Genomic DNA, 14,130 nt, shown 5'->3' on the forward strand with positions numbered 1-14,130 from the left:
TGCCTCAGGCGTCGGCGATTTCGCGCACGATGGCTTCCACTGCTGCGCGCGGATCGGCGGCCTTCACGATGGGGCGGCCCACCACGAGGTGGTTGGCGCCGAGCCTGATGCCTTCGGCCGGCGTGACGATGCGCTTCTGGTCGCCGGCTTCCGAACCGTCCGGGCGGATGCCCGGCGTCACGATGAGGCGGTTGCGGCCGACGATGCCGCGCACGGCTTGCGCTTCCGTGGCGGCGCAGACGATGCCGTCGATGCCGATATCGCGCGCCTGCTCCGCGCGGCGCGCGACGAGCTCCGCGGCCGGGACCGGAGCATAGCCTGCATCAATGAGGTCGTTGTCGTCATAGGAGGTCAGTACGGTGACGGCGAGGATCTTCAGGTCGGATCCTGCTTTTCCGGCCATGGCGGCCCGCATGGTCTGCGGATAGGCGTGCACCGTGAGGAACGTCATGCCCATGCGCGCGATGGAACGCACGCCTTCCTCCACGGTGTTGCCGATGTCATGGAGCTTGAGGTCGAGAAAGACCTTCTTGCCCTGGCCGATCAGCTCCCGGGCGAAATCGAAGCCGCCCGCATAGGCAAGCTGGTAGCCGATCTTGTAGAAGGTGCCGGCATCGCCGATGCGGTGGACGAGGGCGCGAGCCTCCTCCACGGACGGAACATCGAGACTGATGATGAGCCTGTCGCGAATGTCTCCTGCGGGAACGGAATTCGTCGGAAGAGACATCGCGGCGCTCATGGATGATTGACCTTGTTGTAGACCCAGACGCGGGCCGGGGGCAGGTTGCGCCAGATCCGGTTGGAGGCCTTGGCGCTGTAGCTTTGCGAGCGCGCCGGGATCGGCGGCACCACCGCATAGGTGAACTGGATGAAGGGAGCGCCCGGATGCATCAGCGCCTGGGCGGTCTCCAGGAGATCAAGGCGCTGGTCCATGGGTTTGGTGAAGAGCGGCAGGCTCGACACGGTGGCGGCTGCAGGCTCCGACAGGATGCCCGAGAGCGTCTCCTTGAGATCGTAGGCATCGCCCTGGATGATCGTCGCCTTGGGGAAGCGGCGCTTCAGCAGTCGGCAGAATTCGGGGTTGTATTCGATGAGGACCAGCCGGTCCTGGGCCACGCCGCGCCGGATCAGGGCATCGGTCACCGGACCGGTGCCGGGGCCGAGCTCGAGAATCGGGCCTGGAATGCGCGGATCCACGTAGGACGCCATGGTCCTGGCCAGGATCTTACCGGACGGGGTGACCGCTCCCATGACGAGGGGCCGTTCGAGCCAGGAGCGCAGGAAGCGCGCCTCATCCTGAAACCGATCCTTCTTGAGGGGCAATTTCCGGGCCGTGGGCCGTTGAAACGACTGAAGCACTAAGCTGTCCCCTCGATCCTGCAGATCATTGTGGCTGTTTAGACCCCGAAGAAAACGACCGTCAAGTTAAGTTGATCCGCCCAGGCCGTCGATAAACTCGCGGAAACGCGAGAAAAAGCCAGAGCTTTCCGGGTGGTTTTCCTTGGAGCATTCCTGGTCGAACTCCATCAGGAGCTCGCGCTGGCGCTTGGTGAGCTTCTGCGGGGTTTCCACAACAACCTGGATGTAGAGGTCGCCTACGTCGCGCGAGCGCAGCACTGGCATGCCCTTGCCGCGCAGGCGGAACTGCTTGCCGGTCTGGGTGCCCTCGGGCACCTTCACGAGAGCCTCGGAGCCACTGAGCGTCGGCACATTGAACTCGCCGCCGATGGCCGCCGTCACCATGGAGATCGGCACGCGGCAGAACAGGTCCGCGCCGTCGCGCTGGAAGAACGGATGCGGCTTGATGGACAGGAAGATGTAGAGGTCGCCCGCAGGCCCGCCGCGCAGGCCCGCCTCGCCTTCGCCCGCAAGGCGAATGCGCGTGCCGTCCTCGACGCCCGCCGGGATGTTGACCGAGAGCGTGCGCTCGCGGGTGACGCGCCCGGCGCCGCCGCAGGCCGTGCAGGGATCGTCGATGACCTCGCCGCGCCCATGGCAGTTGGGGCAGGTGCGCTCGATGGAGAAGAAGCCCTGCGTGGCCCGCACGCGTCCCGCACCGCCGCAGGTCGGGCAGGCCTTGGGCTTCGAGCCCGGCTTCGCCCCGGAGCCCGAGCAGGCCTCGCAGGTGACGGAGGTGGGGATCCTGAGTTCGGCATTCTTGCCGTGGAAGGCCTCGTCAAGGGAGATCTCGAGATTGTAGCGCATGTCGGCGCCGCGCTCGCGCCCGCCGGCACTGCGGCCGCGGCCCCGCCCGCCGGCATCGCCGAAGAAGTTCTCGAAGATGTCCGACATGAAGTCCGAGAAATCGCCGTTGAAGCCCGGTCCGCCGGCCCCGCCGCCATTGGCGAAGGCCGCATGGCCGTAGCGGTCGTAGGCCGCGCGCTTCTGGCCGTCGGACAGGGTCTGGTAGGCCTCGTTGATTTCCTTGAACTTGACCTCGGCCTCGTGATTGCCCGGGTTTCGGTCCGGGTGATACTGCATCGCGAGCTTGCGGAAGGCGGATTTCATCTCCGCCTCAGTGGCCGTCTTCGCGACGCCGAGAACCTCGTAGTAATCGCGCTTGGACATGTCAGGCGCCCCTCGGAGCGGTCAGCCGCTCCGTCTTGTTCATCGTCCGCCCAGCATGCGCTGCACAGGGAAGGACTCCGAAAGTCCTTGCCGGAGCATCGCGGGAAGCGGTCGGTTGATCGGTCATGGGTGTTTCAAGCTCGTTTCACGAAAACGGCACCCGGTCATGAAACCGGGTGCCGAATTCCTTAGAGAACGCTCATCGCTCAGGCGCGCTTTTTCTTGTCGCCTTCGTCGACTTCCTGGAAGTCGGCGTCGATGACGTCGTCCTTCTTAGGCTCTTCGCCTTCAGGCTGCTCGCCGCCTTCCGCAGCGCCGGCCTGGGCCGCGTACATGGCTTCGCCGAGTTTCATGGAGGCCTGCATCAGGTCCGTGGTGCGGGCCTTGATGACCTCGGAATCCTCGCCGGCCAGCGCCTGACGCAGGGCGTCGATGGCGGTGGTGATACCCTGCTTGTCGGACTCCGACACCTTGTCGCCGTACTCCGTCATCGACTTCTCGGTGGCGTGGATCAGGCTCTCGCCCTGGTTCTTGGCCTCGACGAGCTCGCGACGCTTCTTGTCTTCCTCGGCGTGCGCCTCGGCGTCCTTCACCATCTTCTCGATGTCGGCGTCGGAGAGACCACCAGACGCCTGGATGCGGATCTGGTGTTCCTTGCCCGTCGCCTTGTCCTTCGCCGTGACGTTCACGATGCCGTTCGCGTCGATGTCGAAGGTCACCTCGATCTGCGGCACGCCGCGGGGCGCGGGCGGAATGCCCACGAGGTCGAACTGGCCGAGCAGCTTGTTGTCCGCCGCCATCTCGCGCTCGCCCTGGAAGACCCGGATCGTCACCGCGTTCTGGTTGTCTTCCGCCGTGGAGAACACCTGGCTCTTCTTCGTCGGAATCGTCGTGTTGCGGTCGATCAGACGGGTGAACACACCGCCGAGCGTCTCGATGCCGAGCGACAGCGGGGTCACGTCGAGGAGCAGAACGTCCTTCACGTCGCCCTGGAGCACGCCGGCCTGGATGGCCGCGCCGATGGCCACGACCTCATCCGGGTTGACGCCCTTGTGGGGCTCCTTGCCGAAGAAGTTCTTCACCACTTCCTGGATCTTCGGCATGCGGGTCATGCCGCCGACCAGGACCACCTCGTCGATGTCGCCCGGCGAGATGCCGGCATCCTTGAGGGCCTTGCGGCAGGGCTCGATGGTCTTCTGCACGAGATCGTCCACGAGCTGCTCGAACTTGGCGCGCGAGAGCTTGAGGGCGAGGTGCTTGGGACCGGAGGCATCCGCCGTGATATAGGGCAGGTTGATCTCGGTCTGCTGGGCGGAGGAGAGCTCGATCTTGGCCTTCTCGGCCGCTTCCTTCAGGCGCTGAAGGGCGAGCTTGTCCTTGGTGAGGTCGATGCCCTGCTCCTTCTTGAACTCCGCCGCCAGATACTCGACGAGGCGCATGTCGAAGTCCTCGCCGCCGAGGAAGGTGTCGCCGTTGGTGGACTTCACCTCGAACACGCCGTCGCCGATCTCGAGCACGGACACGTCGAAGGTGCCGCCGCCGAGGTCATAGACCGCGATCATGCCGGTCTGCTTCTTGTCCAGGCCGTAGGCCAGGGCCGCAGCCGTCGGCTCGTTGATGATGCGCAGGACCTCGAGGCCGGCGATCTTGCCGGCGTCCTTGGTCGCCTGACGCTGGGCGTCGTTGAAATAGGCCGGAACCGTGATGACGGCCTGGGTGACGGGCTGCCCGAGATAGGACTCGGCCGTCTCCTTCATCTTCTGAAGGGTGAAGGCGGAGATCTGCGAGGGCGACATCTGCTTGCCGTCGGCCTCGACCCAGGCGTCGTTATTGCCGCCCTTCACGATGTGATAGGGGACGAGGCCCATGTCCTTCTTGGTCATGGGGTCGTCGAAGGTGCGGCCGATCAGGCGCTTGATGGCGAAGAAGGTGCGCGACGGGTTTGTGACCGCCTGGCGCTTGGCCGGCTGGCCGACGAGGCGCTCGCCTTCGTCCGTGAAGGCCACGATGGACGGGGTCGTCCGGGCGCCTTCCGCGTTTTCGATGACTTTGGGCGTCGTGCCTTCCATGACAGCGACGCAGGAATTGGTGGTGCCGAGGTCGATACCGATGACCTTACCCATGGCGGGATCCCTCACTTTCAAGCAGACCGCCGAGCCCTAAAAGCAGCTCGGCCCATGGCTTACATGTTGCTGACAAATTGCCGGAGACGCCTCAAACCGAGCCGCGCTCCGTGCTGGCCACGATATAAGAAGGGGCTTTCGGGGCTGCAAGACGATGATGAGGGCTTGTTTTGCCGGATTTTGCCGGAACGGGGGTCTGTTGCATTCCTGCACTATGGGCGGATGGTCGCCGGGCTCAGGCGGAGCGGTTATCGGGCGCGGTCTCGACGATCAGGGTGAGCGCGGCCCTTAACACCACCTGGCCGGCATCGTCCCGGACGCTGACGATGAAGCTTTTATGGTCGCCGTCGGGGAGGGCATCCCGCGCCAGGTCGGGCAGGGCCTTCTGGGCCTCGATCCTGGCCATGTCGAGGCTCTCCAGCTCGATTCCTTCGGCGTCGGAGATGAGACGGCTCCCGTCATAGGTATCGAAAAAATAGCGCGCCAACGGCATTTCCTCACAGCCTGGTAGCCTGACAACTCAAGGAAAGGCTCATTGGTTCGGTTTGTCCCAGGAAAGGCAAAAAAGCTTAAGAGTCCAAGCTCCTGGCGGCCCTTGAGCAATGGCTGGTCAAGCCGCGGACACAGACCTACCATGCAAGGCGCAGAAACGGCGTGGCCGGTTGCAGGACGCCGCGCCCGATAAGGAGCCCACCCTCATGCCCCCTTCTGCCAACACCCTGATGATCCGCAAGCTGGAGAGCATCTTCCCGCTGTCGAACGAGGAGCGGCAGGCTCTGTCGGAGCTTCCCATCCAGGTGATGGTCTCCAAGCCCGACCAGGACATCGTGCGCGTCGGCGACCGCCCGTCCCAGTGCTGCATGCTGATCCGGGGCTTCACCTGCGTCTACAAGCTCACCGCCGAGGGCAAGCGCCAGATCGTGGCCTTCCATGTGCCCGGCGACATCCCAGACCTGCAGAGCCTGCACCTGAAGGTCCTGGACAACAGCGTCGCCACGGTCAGCGCGTGCACGCTCGGCTTCATCCAGCACGAGGCCCTGCACGACCTTTGCAACCGCCATCCCCGGATCACCGCCGCCCTGTGGCGCGAAACCCTCGTCGACGCTTCGATCTTCCGGGAGTGGATGACCGGAATCGGGCGGCGTGAGGCCTATAACCGGATGGCCCATCTCCTGTGCGAGCTCAAGGTGCGCCTGGAGGCCGTGGGGCTCGCGGAGGACGGGACCTTCGACCTGCCGGTCACCCAAACCGAGCTCGCCGACGCCATCGGGGCCAGCCCGGTCCATGTCAACCGGGTCCTGCAGGAGCTGCGGGGCGACGGGCTCATCCGCAGCAAGGGAACGCAGGTGAGCATCCTGGAGTGGGAGGGGTTGAAGGCGGCAGGGGATTTCGACCCGCTCTACCTCCACCTCCGGAAGGATGGGAATGCCTGAGTCAAGGATTGGTGAGCGTTCAGGAACTTGAAACCTGCGCTCGTCACGGCGGGCTCGGCGTTCCTCCTCCGATCCCCATGACCGGCAGGAGCTGATCGCCCTTGAACCGCTCGGTCCGCTCCCGTTCCTGCGCCTCGATCTGCTCGGCAGTCGGTTCGCAGACGCCCTCGCATTCCTTGAACGTCACCGGGATCCTGTCCAGGGCAGCAGGATCCGGAGTTTCAGGCGGCCCGGGAGCTGGAGCCTGTGCCAGGAAAGCGTTCAGGAGCGGCCAATGCGAAACGTGGTGCCAGAGCCTCTGGATCGGTGCGCCCATGGCAGCCTCCTCTCATCCAAGAGCATGCTCTTCGTGGAAGGATAGCACAGGCCGGTTCGGGCTCCTATGTAAGCGAGCCGGCCTGTGCCGCTTTGGCTCATGAGACCCTTACCCTTCGCCCCCGTTCAGGCTCCGCCCCGCTTCCCATCCCAAAATCGCCTGCTTGCGGGTGAGGCCCCAATGGTAGCCGGTGAGGGCGCCGGAGCGGCCGAGCACCCGGTGGCAGGGGACCACGAAGGAGACCGGGTTCTTGCCCACTGCGGCGCCGACCGCCCGACAGGCGGCGGGCTTGCCGATGTGGCGGGCGATGTCGGAATAGGTGGTGGCCCGGTCGCGGGGGATGCGCAGCAGGGTCTGCCAGACCCGCACCTCGAAATCGGTGCCGATCAGCACCACCCGGAGGGGCTGCTCGGCCTGCCATTGCGACGGGCTGAAGATGCGCCGAGCCACCGGCGCCGTGGCGGCCGTGTCCTCCACATACTCGGCTTTCGGCCAGCGACGGGTCATGTCGGCGAGCGCCGCCTGCCGGTCCCCGTCATCCACGAAGCCAAGGCCCGCGAGTCCTCTGTCGGTGACGATCAGCAGCGCCTCGCCGAAGGGGGAGGGGTGGAAGCCGAAGCGCATGGTCAGCCCTGAGCCGCCCGCCTTGTAATCGCCCGGCGTCATGGCCTCGTGGGTCACGAACAGGTCGTGCAGCCGGGCCGGTCCCGACAGCCCGAGCTCGTAGGTGGCGTCGAGCACGCTGGCGGAATCCGCCAGCAGCGCCTTGGCATTATCGAGCGTGATCGCCTGAAGGAAGGCCTTCGGCGACAGGCCCGCCCAGCGCCGGAACAGGTGATGCACGTGGGTGGTGGACAGCCCCACATGATCGGCGATCGCCTCCAGCGAGGGCTGCTCGCGCCAGCGCTCGGAGATATACGCGATGATCCGGCGCACCCGCTCGTAATCGGAGTGGGGCTCGTCCGGCACCGTGATGGCAGACGGTTCGATGGTGATGCTGCGCAAGGTATCGAGCATAGGAGTGATCCTTCATTACGGATCATCTTAAGCGTCCTGAAGGGACGGGGACACCCGATTTCTGTGGTGTTTCCCCTTCACTGCCCCTATCGAGCCCCTGCCTTCTCTACATGACCGCGAGAATGCCGGCGGCCTTTGCAAGAGACACGAACATCTGCCGGGCATGTTCGATCGTAGCCTGATCGGGGTGCTCATGAGCGCATGCCAGGGCGGCAGCGGCGATCAGCCAGATTCCAGGGCTGCGGGCCCGCAATTCACTGAGCTGCCTGATGCCGTACCATCGCATCACGGCCAATGCTTTCGTGAGATCCTTGATGGGGTACTGCCGCCTTCCGCCGTCTGCGGCTTCGATCGTGATGAGGACAGGCGAACTGAAGGAATGTCTGTTCATGAATGAAATCCACAGATGAAGATTCGGCAGGATGGCCCATCCAGCGGGCGCTTCTGCAGTTCTGCCGACCAAGGAGCAAAAAGGCTTGGTCGCCTCCAAAGAGAAAAGAGTTCCTGCCTCGCAAGACCCAGACTCTTGTCATTATTCTCGCTGCACAATGTCTGCGACTGTGATCGCGCCCCAAGCAGTGCTTTTTCATCTGTCGTTATAGCTGACTGATACCGGACTGGAGCCGCCCCGTCAGTCGGGAAGCCGACAGATCATCAGGATTTCATAACCTATGTTAGCTTGCTGCGGCGCAGGACGCTCGAGGGTCGATGGTCTTCGCTTCCACTTTCTCAGAATGTTCTCGTTTCGTTCTTGACAATTCTCCTAACCTGGGCTATAAGGTTGCTCAGATCTGCTCCTGTCGAGGGGCGCGCTCGCGAGGCGTCGCAGTGTGGGAGCAGGCACGGTCCTGTGGTGCAGCCTCGCACGCCGCACCGACAGGTGGCCCAGGCTGTGGGCCGGTGGTCGGAATCGGTCTCAGGCCCCCGTCGAGCAGACGGACCCCGCCTGAGGCGGTCACCGGGCCGGTCTCGCCTGTCCGCCGAAACAAGCCGTGCGCGAAGAGGCATCTCGGCTCTTCCTTCCCACCATCCATCATCGAGCCGGGCTGCCCTGCGCGCCACCCTCGATCTCACCCACAGGCTCGCAGCCCACCGGCTGCGGGCCCCAAGGTGCTGGAGTTTCGATCAATAGCCCCGCTTAACATCCGCCAGTGCGCGGCCGAGCGCCTCGGCCAGGGTCTCCCGTTCCGGCGGGGAGAGGTCGCGGGCGATCTCCACATGCACGTTGCGGGAAGCAAGCGAGAGGTGCTGCATGCCGTATTCGTCGTCGATCTCCGGGTCGAGGCGGGTCCAGAGTGGGTTGAACTGCCAGTCCTTGACCTCACCCTTCGGACTCACCTTGCGGAACAGGAGGCGGATCGGGGTCAGTTCGAGCAGCTCGAAGGCATCGCCCTGCCGGTAGCTGACCCGGAAGGCGATGTAGAGGCCCAGGAAATCGAGGCCGAAGAAGCCGGCCACGGGCCAGAAGCCCATGACCACGAAGGGTACGCTCGCCACCAGGGAGGTGAGGCAGACCAGCACCATGACGGTCCTGAACCCTTGCGGGCTCAACGACCGGTGCGGACGGATGACGGCCGAGAACACCGGCTGCTCGAACCGGTCCTCGCCGCCAAATGCTGCCTTGCTGCCTGCCATGCCTTAAGTATAACGCAGGAATGTCCGATCTGAAGCAGCCCTCCCGCCGCATTTCGAAGCCAAAAGGCAAGCCCACTGTCCCGGCGAAAGCCGTGGGCAAGGCGGTGCGCGCCCGTACGCCGAAACCGGTCGACCGGGCTACGATGATCGAGATCTTCCGGCGCCTGCATGCGGCCAATCCGGAGCCCAAGGGCGAGCTCGACTACACCAATCCCTATACGCTGCTCGTCGCCGTGACGCTCTCGGCCCAGGCGACCGATGTCGGCGTCAACAAGGCGACCCGCGCGCTGTTTCCCATCGCCGACACGCCGCAGAAGATGCTGGACCTCGGCGAGGAAGGCCTGCGCCAGCACATCAGGACGCTGAACTTCTTCAACACCAAGGCGAAGAACGTCATCGCCATGGCCAAGCGCCTCGTGGAGGAGTTTGACGGCGGGGTGCCCAACTCGGTCGAGATCCTGGAGACCCTGCCGGGGGTCGGGCGCAAGACCGCGAGCGTCGTGGTCAACATCGCCTTCGGCGATCCGCGGGTGGCGGTCGACACGCATATCTTCCGCGTCACCAACCGCCTGCCGCTTGCCATCACCAAGACGCCGCTCGACACGCAGGCGGCCCTCGAAAAGCTGATCCCGGACGAATACCGGCTCCACGCCCATCACTGGCTGATCCTGCACGGCCGCTACATCTGCAAGGCCCGCAAGCCCGAATGCTGGCGCTGCCCGGTGAACGACCTGTGCCGCTACCCGGATAAGACCATCCCTTAGATCGGAACGCCGGCAGGCCTCAGACAGCGCTGTGCGCCGGGAACGCAGGCAATCCCCGGCGTCGAGCAGGCCAGGCCCTCCGGAACGCGCCGGCAGACGACGCAGCCATTGGTCCATTCAGCGCAGGATGGCCCCGGAGTTAGGTCCTGGCCTGGAGTCCGGGCCTCCATGGCTGCGCCTGCAATGATCGCGAATGTGACAACCAGCAAAGCGGTCGCGATGGAAATGACGACGGCCAGGGTCTCGTCGCGCGACAGCATGGATCAGCCGTAGACCATGAGGCCGGCGAGACCCGCGGCCCCGACGAGGATGCGCCAATAGGCGAAGGGCGTGAAGCCGTGGCGCGACACGTAGTCGAGCAGCATCTTCACCACGAGCAGGGCCGCCACGAAGGCGGAGATGAATCCCGCCACGATGATCGCAGCATCGTTGGCGGAGAGGATCTTGTAGTTCTTCAACAGGTCGTAGGCGAAAGCGCCCGCCATGGTGGGCATGGCGAGAAAGAAGGAGAACTCGGCGGCCGCGCGTTTTGATGCTCCCATCAGCATGGCGCCCACGATGGTGGCGCCTGAGCGGGAAACGCCGGGGATCATGGCCAAGCATTGAATGAGGCCGATCTTGAGGTACATCGACAGGGGAAACCGGGTTGCGTCGGTCTTCGTCGCCTCGAGCGGCATCCGGTCGATGACGAGCAGCACGAAGCCGCCGACGATCAGCGTGATGCATACGATCCAGGGGTCGAAGAGCACCTCCTTGATGAAGCCGTGCAGTACGGCGCCGATCAGGGCCGCAGGCAGGAAGGCCACCAGCACGCCGATGACGAAGTGGCGCGCCATAGGATCGTGCGGCAGGGCCTTGGCGATCGACCAGAGCTTGTTGAAGTAGACCGACAGGATCGCCAGGATCGCGCCGAGCTGGATCAGCACCTCGAAGGTCTTGCCGGTCGACTCGAAGCCGAGGAAGTGACCGACGAGGAGCAGATGGCCGGTCGAGGAGACGGGAAGAAACTCCGTCAGCCCTTCGATGAGGCCGAGAAAGAGCGCCTCGATGATTTGCGACATCGTTGAAAATCCTGAGAACGGCGCCAGATGCGGGAGCGCCTCCACCTCTGTCAAGAAAGGTTTGCGCTTGAGGCGCGTCCCTTCTGCGTCAGAGTCATGAGATTCACCATTATTCCTTACCAACCCTTAACGAAGCACGGCCTTATTCTTGCCGCCTGTTTCGCGTCAGCATCATTCATGGCCACCCTGCATTCTTATCCCTTTTGCCCGCAGTCGCGGTTCGCGCGCCTCATTGTCGCGGAACTCGGCCTTGAGCCGCACGTGGTCGAGGAAAAGCCGTGGGATCGGCGCATCCCGTATCTCGAGATCAATCCGGCCGGCAACCTGCCGCTCTTCCACGACGACAATGGGCTCGCGGTGCCGGGCCCCATGGGGATTGCGGAATATCTGGACGAGACGCGTGGGGAGGATCTTCGAGATCGTCGATTCCTGCCTGGCGATCTCAGCCACCGGGTCGAGGTGCGCCGCCTGCTCGACTGGTTCCTGGTCAAGTTTCACGCCGAGGTGTCGGACTACCTTGCCACAGAAAAGATCTATAAGCGGTTCATGCCGATTGAGCTGGGAGGCGGTCCGCCGGACATGGGTGCGATTCGCGCGGCCCAGACCAATGTGCGATACCATCTCAAATATATCGGTTTTCTGATTTCCCAGCGGAATTGGCTCGCCGGCGACCAGATGACCTATGCGGATCTGGCGGCGGCGGCCCATCTGTCGGTGGTGGATTATCTCGGCGACGTGCCATGGAACGAGGACGAGACAGCGAAGCTTTGGTACGCCAGGATCAAGTCCCGGCCGTCCTTTCGCGCGCTCCTGGCGGACCGGGTGCCGGGCATGGCGCCGGCGGATCACTACGACAATCTGGACTTTTAAACGGGGAAGCTCTCAAGCGCGCCTTCGTCGAGCGCGCCAAGGCGCTCGGCTTCGACACGATCCGTATCGCCCGGCCGGATGCGATCCCGCTCGCGCCGGAGCGTCTTCAGGCCTGGCTCGAGGCCGGTCATCACGGTTCCATGGAGTGGATGGCGGACACGGCAGAGCGCCGCGCCGACCCCCGCACCCTGTGGCCGGAGGTGCGCAGCGTTATCCTGCTCGGGCTGAACTACGGCCCTGCCGACAATCCTCTCGCGGAACTCGCGCAAAAGGATCTGGGCTACATCTCGGTCTATGCCCGCAACCGCGACTACCATGACGTGATCAAGGGCAAGTTGAAGGAGGCGGCAGGCTTCCTCGCGGCGAAGGCCTCGTCCGACGTGAAGGTCTTCGTCGATACGGCCCCGGTGATGGAGAAGCCGCTCGCGGAGGCGGCGGGCCTCGGCTTCCAGGGCAAGCACACGGTCGTGGTGTCGCGCGAGTTCGGCAACTGGCTGTTTCTCGGCGCTATCTTCACCACGGCTGAGCTGCCCGCCGACGCGCCGGAGCGTAACCATTGCGGCTCCTGCCGCCGCTGCCTCGACGTCTGCCCGACCAACGCCTTTCCGGCGCCCTACCAGCTCGATGCGCGCCGTTGCATTTCGTATCTCACCATCGAGCACAAGGGGCATATTCCTGAAGAGCTGCGTCTCGGCATCGGCAACCGCATTTTCGGCTGCGACGACTGCCTTGCGGTCTGCCCCTGGAACAAGTTCGCCCAGGCCGGCCGCGAAGCGCGGCTCGTGCAGCGGGAGGATCTCGCCGCCCTGCCGCTGGCGGATCTCGCCCGCCTCGACGATCCCGCGTTCCGCACCCGCTTTGCCGGAACGCCGATCAAGCGCACCGGCCGCGACCGCTTCATCCGCAACGTGCTGATCGCCATCGGCAACTCGGGCGATGCGAGCCTTGCCGAGGAGGCCGAGCGACTGCTGGACGATATCTCGCCGCTGGTCCGCGCCATGGCGGTCTGGGCGCTCGGGCGTTTGCTGCCGCCCGAGGTGGTGGCTCACCACGCGGTCGAGCGGCTGGAGCATGAGAGCGACTCGGATGTGCGCGAGGAGTGGCGCCGGGCTGTGGCGTTGCCAATCGTACCCTCAGCCTAGTTCCTCAAGACCTCCTCATTACACTCCCGCCTCATCCTGAGGAGGCCGTCAGGCCGTCTCGAAGGAGGATCCAGAGAGCACTGGAAGCTCCTTCGAGACGCAGACTGCGTCCGCTCCTCAGGATGAGGGCTCAGGGTGTTAGATCGATCTAACAGGACGCTAAATTCATGCCGCGTGGCGGTTCGCGGTCGGGCCGAAATGGTCGATATAGCGCGGGTTGATGGCCGAGACGGGGAGGACCACGAGCACGTCCGTTGTGCCGAACTGCCGGTCGATCACCGCGCCCGTGCCGAAGGTGGCGCCGACGCGCAAATAGCCCTTGATCAGGGGCGGCAGGGCGTGAAGGGCGGCCTTCGGATCGATGGCCTCCTTGGGCAGGAGATCCATGGGGGTGAAGCGTTCCGGCAGGGCGCTGGCCTGCCACGCGGCCGGTGCGGCAGCGTAGTGATGCAGGAAGCTTAAAGGAAGCGCCAGCGCCCGCGGATCCGTGCCCTCAAGGCTGGCGCAGCCCATCATCACGTCGATCCGGTGATGGAGCACGTAGGCCCAGATGCCGTGCCACAGCAGTTCGACCGTGCGCTTGTTGCGATAGGGCTTGAGCACGCAGGAGCGTCCGAGCTCCAGGAAGCGCAGGCCGGGATGAGCCTTCAGGAGTGGCGCGATGTCATATTCGCCCCGCGTATAGAACCCACCGTTGTGCTGGGCGACATCCTGGCGAAGCAGGCGGTAGGTGCCCACCACCTTCGGCTTGGCCGGGCGAAACGGCTTGGACTTCACGTCATGATCGAGGACGAGGATGTGGTCGCAGATCCGGTCGTACTCGTCCACATCCCGACGGGAGATCAGAGCCGTGCCGCTGGGGGAGGCCGACATCTCCTCGTAGAATACCTTGAACCGCAGGCGCTGGGCACGCCGGATGTCCTTGGCGGTGGTGGCCAGGCGAACCTCGAGGGAGCCGATCCGGCCGAGCACGGGATCGAGGCTGCCGTAGTCGCGGACGATCCTGTCGCCTCCCGGCAGGAGCTTGAGCCCGTGAGGACGCGGATCGATGGAAGCCAAGCCACTCGCGGCAGGGTTCGAAGGGAAATAACTCATCGCTGTCTCACAGAATCGTCTCTCCGGCGCCGGGTCGTCGCTGCCGCCAGGCGCCGCCACCATGACATAAAGCCCATTCCAAACTGTTTTGTGACAGAAAACATAT

The 14,130-nt window shown here is 64.5% G+C and carries 17 protein-coding genes; 4 read left to right on the forward strand and 13 right to left on the reverse strand.

Annotated features, from left to right (window positions below; genetic code table 11):
* Nucleotides 1-4: 4 nt before the first annotated feature.
* From pyrF to FHR70_RS02690, 5 genes are all read right to left on the reverse strand, one after another.
* Nucleotides 5-727, reverse strand: a complete 723-nt coding sequence (gene pyrF, locus FHR70_RS02670) for an orotidine-5'-phosphate decarboxylase (RefSeq protein WP_246407784.1) — start codon at nt 725-727, stop codon at nt 5-7.
* Between the two features lie 8 nt (nt 728-735).
* Nucleotides 736-1,359, reverse strand: coding sequence for a methyltransferase domain-containing protein (locus FHR70_RS02675; RefSeq protein ID WP_183446849.1), 624 nt, complete (start codon nt 1,357-1,359; stop codon nt 736-738).
* A gap of 66 nt (nt 1,360-1,425) precedes the next feature.
* Nucleotides 1,426-2,568: a molecular chaperone DnaJ gene (gene dnaJ / locus FHR70_RS02680; RefSeq protein WP_183446851.1), complete on the reverse strand. Its 1,143-nt coding sequence runs from the start codon at nt 2,566-2,568 to the stop codon at nt 1,426-1,428.
* A 206-nt stretch (nt 2,569-2,774) separates the two neighbouring features.
* Nucleotides 2,775-4,691: a molecular chaperone DnaK gene (gene dnaK / locus FHR70_RS02685; RefSeq protein ID WP_183446853.1), complete on the reverse strand. Its 1,917-nt coding sequence runs from the start codon at nt 4,689-4,691 to the stop codon at nt 2,775-2,777.
* A gap of 235 nt (nt 4,692-4,926) precedes the next feature.
* Complete coding sequence (locus tag FHR70_RS02690; protein ID WP_183446855.1) at nt 4,927-5,178, reverse strand: DUF6894 family protein; 252 nt, start codon at nt 5,176-5,178, stop codon at nt 4,927-4,929.
* Nucleotides 5,179-5,389: 211 nt separating this feature from the next.
* Between FHR70_RS02690 and FHR70_RS02695 the strand changes: the two genes are divergently transcribed.
* Nucleotides 5,390-6,124, forward strand: a complete 735-nt coding sequence (locus FHR70_RS02695; RefSeq protein ID WP_183446857.1) for a Crp/Fnr family transcriptional regulator — start codon at nt 5,390-5,392, stop codon at nt 6,122-6,124.
* 43 nt (nt 6,125-6,167) lie between these two features.
* Here the strand turns inward: FHR70_RS02695 and FHR70_RS02700 are convergent, their stop codons facing one another.
* The 4 genes from FHR70_RS02700 to FHR70_RS02715 form a co-directional block, all read right to left on the reverse strand.
* Nucleotides 6,168-6,440, reverse strand: a complete 273-nt coding sequence (locus tag FHR70_RS02700; RefSeq protein ID WP_183446859.1) for a hypothetical protein — start codon at nt 6,438-6,440, stop codon at nt 6,168-6,170.
* Between the two features lie 108 nt (nt 6,441-6,548).
* A complete protein-coding gene (locus FHR70_RS02705; RefSeq protein ID WP_183446861.1) occupies nt 6,549-7,457 on the reverse strand; it encodes a methylated-DNA--[protein]-cysteine S-methyltransferase in 909 nt (302 codons plus the stop codon).
* Nucleotides 7,458-7,563: 106 nt separating this feature from the next.
* On the reverse strand, nt 7,564-7,848 hold the full coding sequence (locus FHR70_RS02710) for a hypothetical protein (protein WP_183446863.1): 285 nt from the start codon (nt 7,846-7,848) through the stop codon (nt 7,564-7,566).
* Nucleotides 7,849-8,582: 734 nt separating this feature from the next.
* On the reverse strand, nt 8,583-9,092 hold the full coding sequence (locus FHR70_RS02715) for a DUF2244 domain-containing protein (RefSeq protein WP_183446865.1): 510 nt from the start codon (nt 9,090-9,092) through the stop codon (nt 8,583-8,585).
* 20 nt (nt 9,093-9,112) lie between these two features.
* Between FHR70_RS02715 and nth the strand changes: the two genes are divergently transcribed.
* The gene (gene nth, locus FHR70_RS02720; RefSeq protein WP_183446867.1) at nt 9,113-9,856 is read left to right on the forward strand and encodes an endonuclease III; all 744 of its coding nucleotides are present in this window, start codon (nt 9,113-9,115) and stop codon (nt 9,854-9,856) included.
* Here the strand turns inward: nth and FHR70_RS02725 are convergent.
* Together FHR70_RS02725 and FHR70_RS02730 are read right to left on the reverse strand one after the other, a co-directional pair.
* Nucleotides 9,853-10,116, reverse strand: a complete 264-nt coding sequence (locus tag FHR70_RS02725) for a hypothetical protein (protein ID WP_183446868.1) — start codon at nt 10,114-10,116, stop codon at nt 9,853-9,855. The two genes, nth and FHR70_RS02725, sit on opposite strands and share 4 nt — an antisense overlap.
* Before the next feature lie 3 nt (nt 10,117-10,119).
* Nucleotides 10,120-10,917, reverse strand: coding sequence for an undecaprenyl-diphosphate phosphatase (locus FHR70_RS02730; RefSeq protein WP_183446869.1), 798 nt, complete (start codon nt 10,915-10,917; stop codon nt 10,120-10,122).
* 177 nt (nt 10,918-11,094) lie between these two features.
* Between FHR70_RS02730 and FHR70_RS23805 the strand changes: the two genes are divergently transcribed.
* The gene (locus FHR70_RS23805) at nt 11,095-11,787 is read left to right on the forward strand and encodes a glutathione S-transferase family protein (RefSeq protein ID WP_246407785.1); all 693 of its coding nucleotides are present in this window, start codon (nt 11,095-11,097) and stop codon (nt 11,785-11,787) included.
* Here FHR70_RS23805 and FHR70_RS24460 read toward each other — a convergent pair.
* A complete protein-coding gene (locus FHR70_RS24460) occupies nt 11,784-11,918 on the reverse strand; it encodes a hypothetical protein (protein ID WP_343058751.1) in 135 nt (44 codons plus the stop codon). The two genes, FHR70_RS23805 and FHR70_RS24460, sit on opposite strands and share 4 nt — an antisense overlap.
* Here FHR70_RS24460 and queG point away from each other — a divergent pair.
* Nucleotides 11,871-12,929: a tRNA epoxyqueuosine(34) reductase QueG gene (gene queG, locus FHR70_RS02735; RefSeq protein WP_343058746.1), complete on the forward strand. Its 1,059-nt coding sequence runs from the start codon at nt 11,871-11,873 to the stop codon at nt 12,927-12,929. The two genes, FHR70_RS24460 and queG, sit on opposite strands and share 48 nt — an antisense overlap.
* A 165-nt stretch (nt 12,930-13,094) precedes the next feature.
* On the opposite strand, the gene olsB is transcribed toward queG, so the two are convergent.
* Complete coding sequence (olsB, locus tag FHR70_RS02740) at nt 13,095-14,024, reverse strand: l-ornithine N(alpha)-acyltransferase (protein ID WP_183446871.1); 930 nt, start codon at nt 14,022-14,024, stop codon at nt 13,095-13,097.
* Nucleotides 14,025-14,130 lie beyond the last annotated feature (106 nt).

The sequence above is a fragment of the Microvirga lupini genome, assembly GCF_014191055.1.
GTDB classification, from domain to species: Bacteria; Pseudomonadota; Alphaproteobacteria; order Rhizobiales; family Beijerinckiaceae; genus Microvirga; species Microvirga lupini_A.

Bases quoted from the DNA above. Each gene is read 5' to 3' on its own strand.
- FHR70_RS02710 (WP_183446863.1), bottom strand. From the start codon at position 7,848: ATGAACAGACATTCCTTCAGTTCGCCTGTCCTCATCACGATCGAAGCC.
- FHR70_RS02715 (WP_183446865.1), bottom strand. From the start codon at position 9,092: ATGGCAGGCAGCAAGGCAGCATTTGGCGGCGAGGACCGGTTCGAGCAG.
- dnaK (WP_183446853.1), bottom strand. From the start codon at position 4,691: ATGGGTAAGGTCATCGGTATCGACCTCGGCACCACCAATTCCTGCGTC.
- FHR70_RS23805 (WP_246407785.1), top strand. From the start codon at position 11,095: ATGGCCACCCTGCATTCTTATCCCTTTTGCCCGCAGTCGCGGTTCGCG.
- nth (WP_183446867.1), top strand. From the start codon at position 9,113: ATGTCCGATCTGAAGCAGCCCTCCCGCCGCATTTCGAAGCCAAAAGGC.
- FHR70_RS02700 (WP_183446859.1), bottom strand. From the start codon at position 6,440: ATGGGCGCACCGATCCAGAGGCTCTGGCACCACGTTTCGCATTGGCCG.
- FHR70_RS02695 (WP_183446857.1), top strand. From the start codon at position 5,390: ATGCCCCCTTCTGCCAACACCCTGATGATCCGCAAGCTGGAGAGCATC.
- FHR70_RS02730 (WP_183446869.1), bottom strand. From the start codon at position 10,917: ATGTCGCAAATCATCGAGGCGCTCTTTCTCGGCCTCATCGAAGGGCTG.
- dnaJ (WP_183446851.1), bottom strand. From the start codon at position 2,568: ATGTCCAAGCGCGATTACTACGAGGTTCTCGGCGTCGCGAAGACGGCC.
- olsB (WP_183446871.1), bottom strand. From the start codon at position 14,024: ATGAGTTATTTCCCTTCGAACCCTGCCGCGAGTGGCTTGGCTTCCATC.
- FHR70_RS02725 (WP_183446868.1), bottom strand. From the start codon at position 10,116: ATGCTGTCGCGCGACGAGACCCTGGCCGTCGTCATTTCCATCGCGACC.
- FHR70_RS02705 (WP_183446861.1), bottom strand. From the start codon at position 7,457: ATGCTCGATACCTTGCGCAGCATCACCATCGAACCGTCTGCCATCACG.
- FHR70_RS24460 (WP_343058751.1), bottom strand. From the start codon at position 11,918: ATGACCGGCCTCGAGCCAGGCCTGAAGACGCTCCGGCGCGAGCGGGAT.
- pyrF (WP_246407784.1), bottom strand. From the start codon at position 727: ATGTCTCTTCCGACGAATTCCGTTCCCGCAGGAGACATTCGCGACAGG.